This is a genomic window from Rhizobium sp. R635 (assembly GCF_002211285.1).
In the GTDB taxonomy this organism is placed as follows: Bacteria; Pseudomonadota; Alphaproteobacteria; order Rhizobiales; family Rhizobiaceae; genus Rhizobium.
In genome coordinates this window covers 58,176-73,382 of record NZ_LOKX01000002.1, presented here as the reverse complement: position 1 = coordinate 73,382, position 15,207 = coordinate 58,176, and the positions used below count along the sequence as shown (strand labels likewise).

Genomic DNA, 15,207 nt, shown 5'->3' with positions numbered 1-15,207 from the left:
GGGGCTTATGGCGAGCAATGATCTTATGCGGCTGATCGAGGCAATCGATCGTCTTGCTGCCGGCGGTTTTGCCATGGGGGCGGATTGGCAGGCGGTTCACGACATCTGTCAACGCCACGAAGGCGAGCAACTGTTCGACTGGGGCCACGCTCTCTGCCACCGCATCGAGGGCGACGAGTGGAATGCCGACTACTGGTATCGCCGCGCCGGAAAGATGCGCGGCACGGGCGCGATGGCCGACGAGTGGGCGGCGATGCGGCCGGAACTTTCTGCAAAGGCTTGAGACTGAGCCCCGACCGCGCCGGTTGAACGCGCGATCAGGGTTGGTTGCCCGAACTACCTGTTGTCCAGCTGTGATCTGACCAGCCTCAGCCCCCGTTCGGTGATCCGGTAGGGCTGGCCGCTGGAAGACTTGATTGCCTTGAGGCGCTTCAGCCTGCGGAAGAGATCGAGGCCGACGCCGGGATAGAGCCAGCCGTCGCGGGTGAAGCAACTGACGTTCTCGATCTTTCTGTTGTCGTCGCGGGTAATTTCGATGCGGCCGCCTTGGGCCATGAGATGCAGGATGCGCTGCTCCGTGCGGGAAATATCCATGTTGTGAGATCCGGTATCGCGCCCGGCAGGGCGCACAAAAACGATCTGGCGCTCATTCGAACGTCAGGGCTTCGTTTTTTTCGGGCCCGTGCGCGCAAGAAAACTTGCGGGCAGGGCCTTTACCGGGTCTCAGGCAGGCTCAACATAAAACACCTCGATAAGACTTATTATTCAGCCCGGAAAAAGCGGTCAAGAGCGTGGCTATCGCTCAAAACCAGTCGAAAACCGCGCTTTCGTGCCCATCATCCCTTTGGAGGCACTGGTAAATTCCGCGACTCAATGGTCTAGTTGAGGGGTAACGCGGAGGTGTCGTTGATCCACATTCGCAATGCCCGCGACGGGGAAGCGGAACTGTTGAGCGAGATCGGGCTGAGGGCCTGGCAAATTGCGATGGCGTCGATCGGCGAATCGGACGCGATGATCGACGCGGCGCGCAGCGCTTTTCGCAACTTCGTGGAAAATGACTGGCTGACCATCACCGTCATCGAGCAGAACGGCCAGGTCGCAGGCTGGGCGGCGCGCGAGGGATTGGATGAAACCATCTCTGACTTCTGGATCGATCCCATCTTTACGCGCCAGGGGCTTGGTTCGGCTCTTCTCGAACGCATCGAAAAGGATATCGCCGAACAGGGCTTCGAGAAGGCGGCAATGCAGACCCATTCCGGCAATAACGAGGCGATCGGCTTCTTCCGCAGGCACGGCTATGGCATCCACTGGCTCTCGGTCGCCTATAATCCGAAGCTCGATCGCGACGTGCCCTCGGTCGGGCTGACGAAACAGCTCATTTCGGACGGCCAAGGCGGATATGGGCAGGAGTTCTGACTTTTCAGAATTCCTGAAGGAGGTGCAGGCTCCATTGCGGCGCGAATGCCAGCACTGCGGCCAATGCGCCGTGCAGAACCAGTATCCCCGCCAGGATTGACCGGAAAGGCTCCTTTCTCGTCTTGTGCCGCAGGATCTGCTGTGCCGCCACCGCGCCGAGGCTGCCGCCCACCAGCGCAAGTGTCAGAAGCGTGCGCTCGCTGATGCGCCGCCGGCCGTCGCGCGCCGCCTGCTTGTCGAGGAAGTAGATGGAAAAAACGAAAAGATTCAGCGCCAGAAACAGCGCGGCCAATGTGATTATACCAAGCGTCGTCATTCGCGAACCCTATCGGGCCTGCGTTAACGGGTGGCAAATGCTGCCGAAGGCCTCAAACGGCGATGCACCCCATGGCGAAAGTCTTGCACCGGCACGTCATTTCCTTTACCTCACGGGTGGAAAAGAACAGCCTGCAAAGAGCATCAGATGACCCTTGTCGACGTCCGCACGCCCGATCCGAAACGCTTCATCCCCGGCGCCACCGGCGACTGGGAAGTCATCGTCGGCATGGAAGTCCATGCCCAGGTCCTGTCCAATTCGAAGCTCTTCTCCGGCGCCTCGACGGAATTCGGCAAGCCGCAGAATTCGAACGTGTCGCTCGTCGATGCCGCCATGCCCGGCATGCTGCCCGTCATCAACGAGGAATGCGTCAGGCAGGCCGTGCGCACCGGTCTCGGCCTCAAAGCCCAGATCAACAAGCGCTCGCTCTTCGACCGCAAGAACTATTTCTATCCCGACCTGCCGCAGGGCTATCAGATCTCGCAGTTCAAGGATCCGATCGTCGGCGAAGGCAAGATCGTCATTTCGCTCGGCCCGGACCGCCAGGGTCAGTTCGAGGATATCGAGATCGGCATCGAGCGCCTGCACCTGGAGCAGGATGCCGGCAAGTCGATGCACGACCAGCACCCGACCATGTCCTATGTCGACCTCAACCGTTCCGGCGTCGCGCTGATGGAGATCGTCTCCAAGCCCGACATGCGTTCGTCCGACGAAGCCAAGGCCTATATGACCAAGCTGCGTTCGATCGTGCGCTATCTCGGCACCTGCGACGGCAACATGGACGAAGGCTCGATGCGCGCAGACGTCAACGTCTCCGTTCGCCGTCCGGGCGAAGGTTTCGGCACGCGCTGCGAGATCAAGAACGTCAACTCGATCCGCTTCATCGGCCAGGCGATCGAATACGAAGCCCGCCGCCAGATCGGCATTCTGGAAGATGGCGGCGAGATCGAGCAGGAGACGCGCCTCTTCGATCCGAACAAGGGCGAGACGCGCTCCATGCGCTCCAAGGAAGACGCGCACGACTATCGCTACTTCCCCGATCCGGATCTGCTGCCGCTCGAATTCGACGATGCCTTCATCAAGGCGCTCGAAGCCGATCTGCCGGAATTGCCTGATGACAAGAAGGAACGCTTCGTGCGCGAACTCGGCCTGTCGGTCTACGATGCCTCCGTGCTCGTCTCCGAAAAGGCGATCGCCGACTATTTCGAGGCCGTGGCTGCGGGCCGCGACGGGAAGACGGCGGCAAACTGGGTGATCAACGACCTGCTCGGCGCGCTGAACCGCACCGGAAAGGATATCGAGCAGACGCCGGTCTCGCCGGCACAGCTCGGCGCCATCATCGACCTCATCAAGGCCGGGACCATCTCCGGCAAGATCGCCAAGGATCTTTTCGAGATCGTGCTGACCGAGGGCGGTGATCCCACAGAGATCGTCGAATCGCGCGGCATGAAGCAGGTGACGGATACCGGCGCCATCGAAAAGGCCGTGGACGAGATCATCGCCGCCAATCCCGAACAGGTCGAAAAGGTCAAGGCGAAGCCGACCATGGCGGCATGGTTCGTCGGCCAGGTGATGAAGGCGACCGGCGGCAAGGCCAATCCGCAGGCTGTCCAGGCGCTCGTCAAGGCGAAGCTCGGCATCGAGGAGTAAGCGGTGTATTTCGTCCGCACCGCCGGAGAGCGCGACCTGGAGAAGGTGCGCGCCCTTCTGGTGGAGAGCTTTCACGCCACCTATGACGGTCTCCATGGCAAAGCCAGGGTGGATGAACTGATCGCCCATCTTCTGTCGCCGGCGGCGTTGAAGGCGCGGCTGGCGCGCAAGGATGCGGAATTTCTCGTCGCTGACGACGGCCTCAACATCGGCGGCATGGGCTACGCGGTGAGGTCGCAGGAATTGACGAAAACCGTCATGCTGCATCTGCTCTATGTCAGCCCGGCGCTGCAGCGCCAGGGCATCGGCCGGGATATTTTCGCCGAACTCGAAACCTGCTTTCCCGATGCTGAGATCATGCGTCTCGAGGTCGAGCCGCGGAATTCGACGGCGATAGCCTTCTATCAGGCGCATGGTTTCACCGAGGTCGGCCGCAATGAAAACAGCGCGCCCGGGCAATCCGGCATTCCGGCGCTGATTTTCGAGAAACCGCTCGAAGGCCATTGAGGTCGTGACGGTCGAATTGCCTGATATTCTCATTCGCGAGGCGCGCAGAGACGATCTGCAGGCCCTCGTGGCGTTGTTTGCCGCCGACGCGCTCGGCGGCCACGGCGATACGACGGATGCCGGGGCTTTTTCCGATTATGCCAGAGCCTTCGCCGTCATCGAGGCTTCGCCAGAGCAGACGCTCTATGTCGCAGAGCGCGGCGGCGAAGTCGTCGGCACGTTCCAGACGATGCTGACGACCTCTCTGACCGGCCGCGGTTCCTCGGCGATGATCATCGAGGCCGTGCAGACCCGGGCCGACATGCGCGGGCAGGGGATCGGCGCACTGATGATCGAATTTGCCATTGCCGAGGCAAAAGGCCGCGGTGCGCGGCTGTTGCAGCTGACCTCGAATGCGGTACGCAAGGATGCCCACCGTTTCTATGAAAGGCTCGGCTTCAAGCCCTCGCATCTGGGCTTCAAGATGGTTTTGAAATGACCTGCTCTTCTCGTGGAATCGCTGGACAATTCGGCTTGGCGACGGCATAAGCAGGGAAAGAATTGTGGTTTGGCTCGCGTCCCGGCGAGCGCAAGGAAAAGACATGTGGAATCTTCTGGTTCAAACCTTCACCTGGTGGAACAGTCAGACGATGGGCACGCGTTTTGCGACCTGGCGTTTTGGCAAGCGCGTCGGCGAGGATGAATTCGGCAACGTCTATTATGAAGGCGGCATGTCTTCCTACGGCCTGCCGAAGCGCTGGGTGATCTACAAGGGTTATGCCGAGGCCTCCGCGATCCCGCCGGGCTGGCATGGCTGGATGCATCACCGCACCGATGTTCCGCCGTCCAAGGAAAACTACACCGCCAAGGAATGGCAGAGGCCGCATCGTCCCAACCTCACGGGTTCGCCGCAGGCTTACCGCCCGCCGGGCTCCCTTGCCGCTTCGGGTGAGCGGCCGCGTGTTACCGGCGATTACGACGCCTGGACGCCGGGCAACTGAGACGGCTCGACCGGGTGATCCCAAGCCCGGCTTTTGGCCACAATTGACCTTTACCCGCAGGTTGGCCGCGCTTGACCGCGGCCGTAGTTGAAAATTCTGGAGACGGGTACATGAAGCTCTTCACGCGGAACATGGTCCTGCGTGCCGCCGGATCGCTGCTGGCGCTCTCGGCCCTGCTTCCGATGGTTTCGGCAAATGCCGCCCGCATCGACAATCCGGTTGCCGTCTTCTCCGGCCTCGACAAGATCACCGGCCGCATCACCACTTTCGACGTCTATGTCAACGAGACGGTCCAGTTCGGTGCGCTGCAGGTGACGCCGAAGGCCTGTTATTCCCGCGATCAGGCCGAAGCGCAGAAGATCGACGGTTTCGTCGAGGTCGACGAAATTACCCTCGACCGCAAGATCCGCCGCATCTTCACCGGCTGGATGTTCGCAGACAGCCCCGGCCTCAACGCCGTCGAGCACCCGATCTATGACGTCTGGTTGAAGGATTGCAAGACGACCTCGGACGTCCCGGCTCCAGGTAGCGCCAAAGCGCCAGCCCGCTGAGCACATCACCCAAAGGTGACGCGGAATCGACACGACGATAGGCATGCAGCCAATATTGGCAGCGCGGCGCACTAAGCTTGACCGGTGCGACGCGCCTCGGCTTGGCCGCGAGCCTATGCCGCGGGTGTTTTATTCCTGTTGAAAAGGCCTTTGGCGAAACGGAGCACAGCGGCGAACGCGACGAAGACGAGGATGCCGGCCTTTTTGAAGAAGGCGAGGGCAAGGGCCAGTAGCCCGACTTTCGCGGCAACCTTGGCGCCCGCGCCGGCCGCAATCATTCCCGCCATGCCATAAGCGGCGATCTTGTCGCCTTCGACATAGTCGGTATAGGCCACTCCCTTGTCGAACTGCACGAGCTTCGTGACGGTGGGAATGACGTCCTTGATCTCGTTCAGCTGCTCGAGCCCGGCAACGAAATTGAATTGAAAAACGCCCTCGCGGCCGAGCACGCGCACGGAATAGTTCAGCGTGTGCGGCACCTTCGGATCGTCACCGAACATCAGGTCGCGGGCCCAATGCAATGCATGCGCAGATGTGTCGTAATGCGGGGGCGAAGCCCAGCCGACAAGCGTGATCTTCTCGAAACCCTGCTTCTCGCGTTCGACGTTATTTTCCCGGATCGCATCCTTGATGCTCTGCAGCAGTTCGTCGTAATCCGTCGTGGCGGCGTCGGCGTCCGAGACGTAGCCGTCGGCGCTGTATCCCACGATGGAACCCCAGGACTCCGCATCGGTCGGCGCATATTTCGCCGGGAAAATCATCCCGAGTGTGCCTTCCGCCGTTTCCGCCGGATTTCCCCAGATGTCGACGAGCACCTTCTTCGTGTCGGCGGGATTGAGATAATAGAAGTCGGCGGGCACATTCAACGTCGCCCTCGCTTCGGGCAGCTTGATCGCACCCTGCTGAAAATCGAGTTTTTCCAGCAATGGCTTTTCCGCCTCGGAAAAATCGGTCCGGTTTGCAAACATCTCCTCGTAAGGGCGTGCGTCGGCCTGAGCCGTAAACAAGGCGAGAAGGATCGCCGCGGCAAAATATCGTTTCAAAATTCTATCCCCCGTTGCATTTTCGACCCCTATTGAAATCGGTTGGAAAAATCAACGCACGGGCGAAACGATCGTGTTTAAAACTTAAGATGTGGTGATTCGGCCGCCGCCGCCAGCATCACGGCATAATCGGCCTTCGGAACGTCGATCGCCCCGAATGTCTTCAGGTGCTCGGTGGTGAACTGCGTGTCGAGCAGGGTGAAGCCCCTTTCCCGCAGCCGGCCGACGAGATGCACGAGGCAGATCTTCGAAGCGTCCGTCCGCCGCGAAAACATGCTCTCGCCGAAGAAGGCCGAGCCGAGCGAGACGCCGTAGAGGCCGCCGACCAATTCGTCGCCGTCCCAGGCCTCGACGGTATGGGCGTGGCCCATGTCGAAGAGCGTCGAATAGAGCGACCGGATCGTACTATTGATCCAGGTGCTCGGGCGACCCGATGTCTCTTCCGCGCAGGCCGCGATGACCGCATCGAAGTCGTGGTCGAAACGGATCTCGAAGGGCTGCCTGCGCACGGTCTTGGCCAGGCTTTTCGACACATGGAAATGATCGAGCGGCAGCACGCCGCGCAGTTCCGGTTCGACCCAGAAGATCTCCGGGTCGTCTGCGGATTCGGCCATCGGGAAGAGGCCGATGGAATAGGCGCGCAGGAGGATTTCAGGGGTAATGCCTGGTGACTTCCTGCGCGGTCCTGCCATTCCTGTCCTATGCCGCCGGTGTGTTGGCGAGATGATGTTCCAGCCAGTGGATATCGTAATCGCCATTGGCGATATCCTGGTTGGAGACGAGTTCCTGGAACAACGGCAGCGTCGTCTTGATGCCGTCGACCACGAATTCGTCGAGCGCGCGGCGCAGGCGCATCATGCATTCGACGCGGGTGCGGCCGTGCACGATCAGCTTGCCGATGAGGCTGTCGTAATAGGGCGGGATCTTGTAGCCCTGATAGGCGCCGGAATCGATGCGCACGCCGAGGCCGCCCGGCGCATGGAAATGCGTGATCGTGCCGGGCGAGGGCACGAAGGTGCGCGGATCCTCGGCATTGATGCGGCATTCGATGGCATGGCCGGAGAAATGCACCTCGTCCTGCGTCACCGAGAGACCGCCGCCGGAGGCGACGCGGATCTGCTCGTGCACGAGGTCGATGCCGGTGATCGCTTCCGTGATCGGATGCTCCACCTGCAGGCGAGTGTTCATTTCGATGAAATAGAACTCGCCGTTCTCGTAGAGGAATTCGATCGTGCCGGCGCCGCGATATTTCAGCTTCTTCATGGCGTCGGCGCAGACCTGGCCGATCTTCATGCGCTGCTCGACGTTGAGCGCCGGCGAGTTTGCCTCTTCCCAGACCTTCTGGTGGCGGCGCTGCAGCGAGCAGTCGCGCTCGCCGAGATGGATGGCATTGCCTTCGCCGTCGCCGAACACCTGGATTTCGATATGGCGCGGCTTGCCGAGGTATTTTTCCATGTAGACGGCGTCATTGCCGAAGGCGGCTGCCGCTTCCGTGCGCGCCGTCGACCAGGCTTCGATCAGGTCGGCTTCGCTCTTGGCGACCTTCATGCCGCGCCCGCCGCCGCCGGCCGTCGCCTTGATCAGCACGGGATAGCCGATTTCGGCGGCTGTCCTGAGCGCATCCTCTTCGGTCTTCACTTCGCCGTCCGAGCCCGGAACGACGGGAATGCCGAGTTCCAGGGCTGTCGTCTTGGCGGTGATCTTGTCACCCATGATGCGGATGTGATCCGCCGTCGGCCCGATGAAGGTGATGCCATGGGCTTCGAGGATATCGGCGAACTTGGCATTCTCGGACAGGAAGCCGTAGCCCGGATGCACGGCGTCGGCGCCGGTGATCTCGCAGGCGGCGACGATCTGGTGAATGTTGAGATAGCTCTCGCGCGAAGAGGGCGGGCCGATGCAGACACTTTCGTCGGCAAGGCGCACATGCATGGCATCGGCGTCGGCGGTGGAGTGAACCACGACGCAGGCGATGCCGAGTTCCTTGCAGGCCCGGAGCACGCGAAGGGCGATTTCCCCGCGATTGGCGATGAGGATTTTCGAAATCATGGGCATCGGCCTATTCGATGACGACGAGGGCTTGGCCGTATTCGACGGGATGCCCGTCATCGACGAGGATCTCGGTCACCTTGCCCGACTTGGGCGAGGGGATCTGGTTCATCGTCTTCATCGCTTCGATGATGATGAGCGTCTGGCCTTCCTTGACGGTCGCGCCGACCTCGATGAAGGGACGTGCGCCGGGAGCCGGCGCCATGTAGACGGTGCCGACCATCGGCGCGTTGACGACATTGGCCGGATTGCGGCCGGGAGCCGCGGCCGGGGCGGCTGCTGCCGCCGGAGCGGCGGCTGCGGGCGCGGCATAGGCCGGTGCTGCGATCGGCGCCTGGACATATTGCGGCGTGCCGGCGCGGGATACGCGGATGCGCAGGTCGTCCTGCTCGACCTCGATCTCGGTCAGATCCGTGTCGTTGAGGATATTGGCGAGATCGCGGATCAGTGCCTGATCGATACCCGATTTCTTTTCAGCCATGGTGTTGCCCTGTCTTCTTCTTATGCCGTGATGTTCTTCAGCGCGTGGAGCGCCAGGATGTAGCTGTGAGGCCCGAAGCCGCAGATCACGCCCTTGCATGCCGGCGCGATCATCGACTTGTGGCGGAATTCTTCCCGTGCATGCACGTTGGATATGTGGAGCTCGACGACGGGAATTGATATAGCGCGGATCGCATCATGCAGCGCGACCGATGTATGCGTATAGGCGCCCGCATTGATGGCAACGCCGGCAGCCTTCTCGTCCGCCTCATGGAACCAGTCCACGAGCGTGCCTTCGTGGTTGCTCTGGCGGAAGTCGATATCGAAGCCGAGTTCGCGGCCGGCGGCCTTGCAGTCCGTCTCGATGTCCTTGAGAGTCTTGCCGCCATAAATGCCGGGCTCTCGTTTACCCAGCATGTTCAGGTTGGGGCCGTTCAGGACAAAAATCGTTTGCGTCATCGAATGTTCCGTAAAATGCACGACGGCAACCTATAGACTCCGCGACGGCCGAATGAAAGCCCTTACGACTGGCCAGCAGGAATCGCGCCACATTTGTCCACATGGCTGAAACGCTTTGATTTTGTCGATTTGATGAGCGGCCGTCCGGCGCCCGCTTGCTCAGCAGGCGGTCTTGCCGCAACTGCGCATGTTCTTGACCTTGGCTTCGAGGTCATCGATCCCAACGGCGCCCGGCACCAGTTCGTTGCCGATCACATAGGACGGCGTGCCGCTGATGCCGAGGCTGGAGGCGAGCTGGTAGGTCGTCTGAACGATCCCATCGTTCGGGCTCTTTGCCATCTCGGCGCGGATCTTGTCTTCGCTGACGCCGAGAGAGCCTGCAACCGTGATCGCGCTTTCTTCCGAGGCGCGGCCTTCACTGCTGAGAAGGGCGACGTGGAAATCGGCATATTTCTCGGGGGCAAGCTTGCGGAAGGCATCGGCGACCTTGTGGGCGGCGACCGAATCCGGCCCTAGGATCGGGAATTCCTTGAGAACGAAGCGGACGTTCTTGTCCTTCTTCAGCATCGCCTGCATGTCGGGAAGCGCATGACGGCAATAGCTGCAATTATAATCGAAGAACTCGACGACGGTGACATCGCCCTTGGGATTGCCGAGCGTGACGTCGTCCTTCGATTCGAAGATGCCGGCGCTGTTTTCTTCGATTGCCATATTGGCCTTCACCAGGCGCTGGGCTTCCTGCTTCTTCTGCAGGGCATCCTGGACATCGAGCATGATCTCGGGATTTTCGATCAGATACTGCTTGATGAACTCGCCGAACTCCTTCTTCTGCTGGTCGTCGAGCGCTGCCGCCGGAAAGGGAAGGGCGATCGAAGCGGCAAGCGCCACTGCGGTGAAGGTTTTCGAGAAGTAGGCCATGATATCCTCGTCATCGGCGGTGCGGTCCTGGTCGCAAAGACCGTCGCCGGGTTATGGACTTGAACGCGTTGCGTCAAGGTACGGCGCGTCGGGTTCTGCTCAAACAGGAATTTTCATCCCCGCGCGACCCTCGCGGGATTGTGATGAGCCGATTAATGCGGCAATTGTCTGGCCGTCATCGAAGAAGCCGAGCGAGAAGCAAACTTGTTTTCCATATCGAAACGCAGCGAGGTTGAGCCTTTTCACGCCATGGATGTCCTGGCGGAGGCGACGAAGCGGCGGGCAGGCGGCCATCCCGTGATCTCCATGGCCGTCGGCCAACCCTCCCATCCCGCCCCCGAGACTGCCCTGAAGGCGGCCCGCGAAGCGCTTGCCGAAGGCAGGATCGGCTATACCGATGCGCTGGGGACGGCGCGGCTGAAATCGGCGCTTGCCGGGCATTACAGGGATCGGCACGGCCTGGAGATTGATCCCACGCGTATCGCCGTCACCACAGGTTCCTCGGCCGGTTTCAACCTCGCCTTCCTCACGCTGTTCGATGCCGGCGATGCCGTGGCGATCGCAAGACCCGGCTATCCCGCCTACCGCAATATCCTCGGCGCGCTGGGCTTGAAGGTTGTCGAAGTGCCTGTGACGGCCGACACCCATTTCACGCTGACGCCTGAAAGCCTTGAGGCGGCACAGAAGGAAAGCGGTGTCAGGCTGAAAGGCGTGCTGCTCGCAAGCCCCGCCAACCCTACCGGCACTGTGACCGGCCGTGATGGGCTGAAGGCGCTTGCAGACTACTGCGCTGCCCACTCCATCGCCTTCATCTCGGATGAAATCTACCATGGACTGACCTTCGCGGGAGAAGAGGCAAGCGCCCTGGAGCTGACCGACGAGGCGATCGTCATCAACTCCTTCTCCAAATATTATTGCATGACCGGCTGGCGGATAGGCTGGATGGTGCTGCCGGACCGCCTGGTGCGGCCAATCGAGCGTGTGGCGCAGAGCCTCTATATCTCGCCGCCCGAGCTTTCCCAGATCGCCGCCACGGCCGCTCTCGGCGCAAGCGAAGAGCTCGATCGCGTCAAGGCAAGTTATGCCGCAAACCGCGATCTGCTGCTCGACCGGCTGCCCAAGATCGGCCTTGCGCCCGCTTCGCCGATGGACGGCGCGTTCTACGCTTATGTCGATGTTTCGCGCTTCACCAATGACAGCATGGGTTTTGCCAAACGCATGCTTGCGGAAATCAATGTCGCGGCAACGCCGGGCCTGGATTTCGATCCGCTGGAAGGGCACCGAACCCTGCGTCTGTCCTATGCGGGATCGCAAGGAGAGATCGCCGAAGCGGTGGAGCGAATCGCAGCCTGGTTGAAGTAGGGCTTCGCGGGCAGGCTGCTGCTGCCCGCCTGCTAGTTAAAGTCAGCTTCGCGATGAAAATAGCGAGGCGAGCGTCGAAGCCGGCTTGTTGTTCAGCCGCGGCACCACCACGAGCTGCTTGATCTCGCCGCGCTTGAAGGCGGCCAGGAAGCGCTTGTAGTCCTTGAAGGAGACGCAGCCGTTGGAATCGCCGTTCTTGCCGAGCATGTAGGTGTGGGCGAGCAGGCCGACGCGATCAAAGATGGCGTCCGAACCCTCGATGGGCGTCAGCCGGATCGCCGCGACGCCATGGAAAAGGCTTTCGCGCATGGTGAGGGCGTAGGTGTGTGGCGGCGTCGGTCCGCGCATCTTTTTATCCGCGAAACGCGGCTTGTCGCGCATCTTGCCGAGGCCGGAATGGGCTTCCAGCCGTTCGCCGTTCGGCAGGTAGACGGTGCTGTTCTCGATGTCGTAGATCGCCACACCTGCACGCAGCTTCGGCGAGAAGACCGGCTTGTCGTAGCGAGGCACTGCATCGTCCTCGTCATCCTCGATCGGCGAATTCGGCTGGGCATAGGCAAGCGCCGGCTCGGCCGAGCGCTGCGCGCTCTTGGCGACCGGCGCGGGTTTGCCGACCAGTCCATCGGGACGCGCCATCGGCAGCGGAACCGATCCGGCGTCCGGCGCCAGCACGAGATCGAAGGGCTGCTGCTCTTCGGCCTCGGCCACTTCTACAGGCGCGGTTTGCGGCAGCGACGCCGTCTTGGGGGCGGGTGCTGCCGGCTCGACCGGGGTCGGCGCAATCTGCTGCGGCCCGGCATCGGCAAGTGCGAGCAGGGCAGGGAGTTCGACGGCCGCGACGGTCTCCTTGGAGGGAATGATGATGCGGTCGTCGCTCTCTGCTTCCGTCTCCGCCTGGGCAAGCTCGACCGGCGGCGCGACAGTATCGTCCTTGGCGAATTTGGCGGTGTCGGAAGGTGCGGCGGCGGCAACGGCGACCGGCGTTTCGTCAGGCGCGACGAGACGATTGTTTTTTGCAAGCGCCAGCGATGCCGCTGCGGCAGCATTGGTCTTTCTCGCATGCGAATGGATGAGGTCGGCCGTCAGGATGACGACCGGCTTGGCATCGAAAGCCGTCAGGCGATCGGCCTTGCCGACATGGATCAGCCGTTCAGGCTTCGCCGCCGGTTTGGGCTTCATCGACACGACCTGCGTGAAACTGTCGGATGGGGAAGCGGACCCGCCCATGGAATGCATCGTCGCAAAGGTCGCGACAAGCCATGTGGAGGTCAGAAGTCCGGCGCCGACGACACCGTAAAGAAAACCGCGAGATCTGCGCGAACGCAGAGCAGATCCGCTAAGAGGGGCGACGTTATCCAACGTCCCGACCGCAAACGCCATACTACACTCGTCTTTCAAACTCGCTACGCAGGCCGGCGGCACTGACTGACTAAACTTCGCCGGGGCCGGTAAAGGTGCAAATGGGCCGAATTTGGACCAAGTGCGACTTGCCGACTGTTTCGCAAGGATGACGAATTATGGTTTCTAATTTGTTTACGCGCGGACGCTGTTTTTCCCGGCGTCTCAAAAAGAGACGCGGACGCGTTTGTCAGGCGCGTTCCATCACATAACTTCCCGGTGCTTCCTCGATCGCGTTCAGCGCATCGCCGCCGGGTTTGCGCGCCGGCACGCGCCTGCCGTCATGCGTCTCGATCCAGGCCTGCCAGTGTGGCCACCACGATCCCGGCGTCTCGTTCGCCTGCTCGATCCAGGTCTCGTAATCCCCTTTGGCCGGGCCGCCCGTCCAGTATTGATACTTCTTCTTATCGGGTGGATTGACCACGCCGGCGATATGTCCCGAGCCGGTGACGACGAATTCCACCTTGCCGCCGAAGAACTGGCTGCCGACGAAGACGGACTTGGCGGGGGCGATGTGATCCTCGCGAGTGGCGAGGTTGTAGATCGGGATCTTCACATCCTTCAGCGACACGGATTTGCCGTCGAGGATCATCTCGTTCTGCGTCAGCGCATTCCGGAGATAGCAGTTTCGCAGGTAGAAGGCGTGGTTGGCAGCCGCCATGCGGGTCGAATCAGCGTTCCAGAACAGAAGGTCGAAGGGCAGGGGCTCCTGGCCCTTGAGATAGTTGTTGACGAAATAGGGCCAGATCAGTTCGGAGGCACGCAGCATGTTGAAAGCCATCGACATCTTCGAGCCGTCGAGATAGCCGGCTGCCTTCATATGCTCTTCGAGCGCTGCGAGCTGCTCCTCGTCGACGAACACCTTGAGATCGCCGGCATGGGTAAAATCGACCTGGGTGGTGAAGAGCGTGGCCGTCTTGATGCGCTTGTTTTTCTCCTTGGCATGCAACGCCAGCGTTGCCGCGAGCAGCGTGCCGCCGACGCAATATCCGACGGCATTGACTTCCTTCTCGCCGGTTGCCTTCTCGATCGTTGCAAGCGCGAAGTCGATGCCCTCGCGGGCATAGGCGGCCCAGTCCTTCTCGGCGTGGCGCGCATCCGGATTGACCCAGGAAATGACGAAGACGGTCTGGCCCTGGTCCACGCACCATTTGATGAAGGATTTCTGCGGGTTGAGGTCGAGAATGTAGAACTTGTTGATCCAGGGGGGGCAGATCAGCAGCGGCCGCTTTAGCACCGTTTCGGTCGATGCCTCGTATTGGATGATCTGGCAGATGTCGTTCTGGGCGATCACCTTGCCCGGCGTCAGCGCCATGTCCCGGCCGACGGCGAATTTCGTCATGTCGGTCTGGCGCAGGCGAAGATCGCCGTTTCCGGCGGCGATGTCCTCGGCAAGCATCTTCATGCCCCGCACCAGGTTTTCGCCGCTGGTTGCGATCGTCTCACGGTAAAGCTGCGGATTGGTGGCGACGAAATTGGTCGGTGAAAGTGCTGCGGTGATCTGCTTCACATAGAAGCCGGCCTTGTGTTTGGTATGCTCGTCGAGGCCATCGGTCTCCGACACCAGCTTTTCGGCCCAGTCTGAGGTGACGAAGTAGGCCTGGCGCAGAAAATCGAAGAACGGGTTCTTCTGCCAGTCGTCGTCCGCGAAACGCTTGTCCTTGCGGGTGTCCGGCTCGGCAGGCGTCGGCTCGCCTTGCATGCGCTGCATCGAGCGCATCCAGATGCCGAAGAACGATGACATCAGCTGCGTCTGCGCCTCGAAGGTCCGGCGAGGGTCGGAAATCCAGTATTCGGTGACCTTGGAGAGCGTCTTGACCATATCGGTCATTGGATCGACGACCGTGTCGGTGATCTCGCCGCGTTCGCGCGGCTCGAGCCATGCCGAGGCGGCCTTCCCGAGATTTTCGAGCGCTCGGGCAAAGTTCACCGTCATGGCCTCGGGATCCTTCAACAGATAAGGATCGAGATCGGTTGCGTCGAAACCGGTCTTGCCGCCATTTTTCTGGCTGCCACTCTCCTGCTTGCTGTCGGTCACCATTTCCTCCGGCGGCAGCACTGTTTTTATCCATTCGTTG

General features: G+C 61.2%; 18 protein-coding genes. 8 read left to right on the top strand and 10 right to left on the bottom strand.

Annotated elements, in window-relative coordinates; genetic code table 11:
* Positions 1-7: 7 nt before the first annotated feature.
* Positions 8-283 (top strand): hypothetical protein, encoded by a 276-nt coding sequence (locus tag ATY78_RS03200; protein WP_088681036.1) that lies wholly within the window; start codon positions 8-10, stop codon positions 281-283.
* A gap of 53 nt (positions 284-336) precedes the next feature.
* On the opposite strand, the gene ATY78_RS03195 is transcribed toward ATY78_RS03200, so the two are convergent.
* Complete coding sequence (locus ATY78_RS03195; protein WP_088680908.1) at positions 337-594, bottom strand: YjhX family toxin; 258 nt, start codon at positions 592-594, stop codon at positions 337-339.
* Between the two features lie 312 nt (positions 595-906).
* Between ATY78_RS03195 and ATY78_RS03190 the strand changes: the two genes are divergently transcribed.
* Entirely contained in the window at positions 907-1,416 is a 510-nt protein-coding gene (locus ATY78_RS03190) for a GNAT family N-acetyltransferase (protein WP_088680907.1), read from the top strand.
* A 4-nt stretch (positions 1,417-1,420) separates the two neighbouring features.
* Here the strand turns inward: ATY78_RS03190 and ATY78_RS03185 are convergent, their stop codons facing one another.
* The gene (locus ATY78_RS03185) at positions 1,421-1,732 is read right to left on the bottom strand and encodes a DUF1294 domain-containing protein (RefSeq protein WP_088680906.1); all 312 of its coding nucleotides are present in this window, start codon (positions 1,730-1,732) and stop codon (positions 1,421-1,423) included.
* A gap of 147 nt (positions 1,733-1,879) precedes the next feature.
* Between ATY78_RS03185 and gatB the strand changes: the two genes are divergently transcribed.
* The 5 genes from gatB (at position 1,880) to ATY78_RS03160 (ending at position 5,420) form a co-directional block, all read left to right on the top strand.
* A complete protein-coding gene (gene gatB / locus ATY78_RS03180; protein WP_088680905.1) occupies positions 1,880-3,382 on the top strand; it encodes an Asp-tRNA(Asn)/Glu-tRNA(Gln) amidotransferase subunit GatB in 1,503 nt (500 codons plus the stop codon).
* A gap of 3 nt (positions 3,383-3,385) precedes the next feature.
* A complete protein-coding gene (locus tag ATY78_RS03175; RefSeq protein ID WP_088680904.1) occupies positions 3,386-3,889 on the top strand; it encodes a GNAT family N-acetyltransferase in 504 nt (167 codons plus the stop codon).
* Between the two features lie 4 nt (positions 3,890-3,893).
* The gene (locus tag ATY78_RS03170; RefSeq protein ID WP_088680903.1) at positions 3,894-4,367 is read left to right on the top strand and encodes a GNAT family N-acetyltransferase; all 474 of its coding nucleotides are present in this window, start codon (positions 3,894-3,896) and stop codon (positions 4,365-4,367) included.
* Positions 4,368-4,470: 103 nt separating this feature from the next.
* Positions 4,471-4,869 carry an NADH:ubiquinone oxidoreductase subunit NDUFA12 gene (locus ATY78_RS03165; protein ID WP_088680902.1) on the top strand — a complete coding sequence of 133 codons (399 nt, stop codon included), beginning with the start codon at positions 4,471-4,473 and terminating at the stop codon, positions 4,867-4,869.
* A gap of 110 nt (positions 4,870-4,979) precedes the next feature.
* Entirely contained in the window at positions 4,980-5,420 is a 441-nt protein-coding gene (locus ATY78_RS03160) for a DUF2155 domain-containing protein (protein WP_088680901.1), read from the top strand.
* A gap of 113 nt (positions 5,421-5,533) precedes the next feature.
* On the opposite strand, the gene ATY78_RS03155 is transcribed toward ATY78_RS03160, so the two are convergent.
* From ATY78_RS03155 to ATY78_RS03130, 6 genes are all read right to left on the bottom strand, one after another.
* Positions 5,534-6,463: a DUF2167 domain-containing protein gene (locus ATY78_RS03155; protein ID WP_088680900.1), complete on the bottom strand. Its 930-nt coding sequence runs from the start codon at positions 6,461-6,463 to the stop codon at positions 5,534-5,536.
* A gap of 77 nt (positions 6,464-6,540) precedes the next feature.
* On the bottom strand, positions 6,541-7,155 hold the full coding sequence (aat, locus tag ATY78_RS03150; RefSeq protein WP_088680899.1) for a leucyl/phenylalanyl-tRNA--protein transferase: 615 nt from the start codon (positions 7,153-7,155) through the stop codon (positions 6,541-6,543).
* Positions 7,156-7,162: 7 nt separating this feature from the next.
* A complete protein-coding gene (gene accC / locus ATY78_RS03145; protein ID WP_190237374.1) occupies positions 7,163-8,518 on the bottom strand; it encodes an acetyl-CoA carboxylase biotin carboxylase subunit in 1,356 nt (451 codons plus the stop codon).
* Positions 8,519-8,522: 4 nt separating this feature from the next.
* On the bottom strand, positions 8,523-8,993 hold the full coding sequence (accB, locus tag ATY78_RS03140; protein WP_088680898.1) for an acetyl-CoA carboxylase biotin carboxyl carrier protein: 471 nt from the start codon (positions 8,991-8,993) through the stop codon (positions 8,523-8,525).
* Between the two features lie 20 nt (positions 8,994-9,013).
* Positions 9,014-9,451, bottom strand: a complete 438-nt coding sequence (aroQ, locus tag ATY78_RS03135) for a type II 3-dehydroquinate dehydratase (RefSeq protein WP_088680897.1) — start codon at positions 9,449-9,451, stop codon at positions 9,014-9,016.
* Positions 9,452-9,610: 159 nt separating this feature from the next.
* Positions 9,611-10,369, bottom strand: a complete 759-nt coding sequence (locus ATY78_RS03130) for a DsbA family protein (protein ID WP_088680896.1) — start codon at positions 10,367-10,369, stop codon at positions 9,611-9,613.
* 204 nt (positions 10,370-10,573) lie between these two features.
* Here ATY78_RS03130 and ATY78_RS03125 point away from each other — a divergent pair, with 204 nt between their 5' ends.
* On the top strand, positions 10,574-11,731 hold the full coding sequence (locus ATY78_RS03125; protein ID WP_088680895.1) for a pyridoxal phosphate-dependent aminotransferase: 1,158 nt from the start codon (positions 10,574-10,576) through the stop codon (positions 11,729-11,731).
* Between the two features lie 42 nt (positions 11,732-11,773).
* Here ATY78_RS03125 and ATY78_RS03120 read toward each other — a convergent pair whose 3' ends face one another.
* Positions 11,774-13,111 (bottom strand): DUF2778 domain-containing protein, encoded by a 1,338-nt coding sequence (locus tag ATY78_RS03120; RefSeq protein ID WP_088680894.1) that lies wholly within the window; start codon positions 13,109-13,111, stop codon positions 11,774-11,776.
* A 208-nt stretch (positions 13,112-13,319) separates the two neighbouring features.
* Complete coding sequence (gene phaC, locus ATY78_RS03115) at positions 13,320-15,170, bottom strand: class I poly(R)-hydroxyalkanoic acid synthase (RefSeq protein ID WP_245313481.1); 1,851 nt, start codon at positions 15,168-15,170, stop codon at positions 13,320-13,322.
* Between the last annotated feature and the right edge of the window lie 37 nt (positions 15,171-15,207).

Bases quoted from the DNA above. Each gene is read 5' to 3' on its own strand.
- ATY78_RS03200 (WP_088681036.1), top strand. From the start codon at position 8: ATGGCGAGCAATGATCTTATGCGGCTGATCGAGGCAATCGATCGTCTT.
- ATY78_RS03195 (WP_088680908.1), bottom strand. From the start codon at position 594: ATGGATATTTCCCGCACGGAGCAGCGCATCCTGCATCTCATGGCCCAA.
- ATY78_RS03185 (WP_088680906.1), bottom strand. From the start codon at position 1,732: ATGACGACGCTTGGTATAATCACATTGGCCGCGCTGTTTCTGGCGCTG.
- gatB (WP_088680905.1), top strand. From the start codon at position 1,880: ATGACCCTTGTCGACGTCCGCACGCCCGATCCGAAACGCTTCATCCCC.
- ATY78_RS03165 (WP_088680902.1), top strand. From the start codon at position 4,471: ATGTGGAATCTTCTGGTTCAAACCTTCACCTGGTGGAACAGTCAGACG.
- ATY78_RS03160 (WP_088680901.1), top strand. From the start codon at position 4,980: ATGAAGCTCTTCACGCGGAACATGGTCCTGCGTGCCGCCGGATCGCTG.
- aat (WP_088680899.1), bottom strand. From the start codon at position 7,155: ATGGCAGGACCGCGCAGGAAGTCACCAGGCATTACCCCTGAAATCCTC.
- accC (WP_190237374.1), bottom strand. From the start codon at position 8,518: ATGCCCATGATTTCGAAAATCCTCATCGCCAATCGCGGGGAAATCGCC.
- accB (WP_088680898.1), bottom strand. From the start codon at position 8,993: ATGGCTGAAAAGAAATCGGGTATCGATCAGGCACTGATCCGCGATCTC.
- aroQ (WP_088680897.1), bottom strand. From the start codon at position 9,451: ATGACGCAAACGATTTTTGTCCTGAACGGCCCCAACCTGAACATGCTG.
- ATY78_RS03130 (WP_088680896.1), bottom strand. From the start codon at position 10,369: ATGGCCTACTTCTCGAAAACCTTCACCGCAGTGGCGCTTGCCGCTTCG.
- ATY78_RS03120 (WP_088680894.1), bottom strand. From the start codon at position 13,111: ATGGCGTTTGCGGTCGGGACGTTGGATAACGTCGCCCCTCTTAGCGGA.
- phaC (WP_245313481.1), bottom strand. From the start codon at position 15,170: ATGGTGACCGACAGCAAGCAGGAGAGTGGCAGCCAGAAAAATGGCGGC.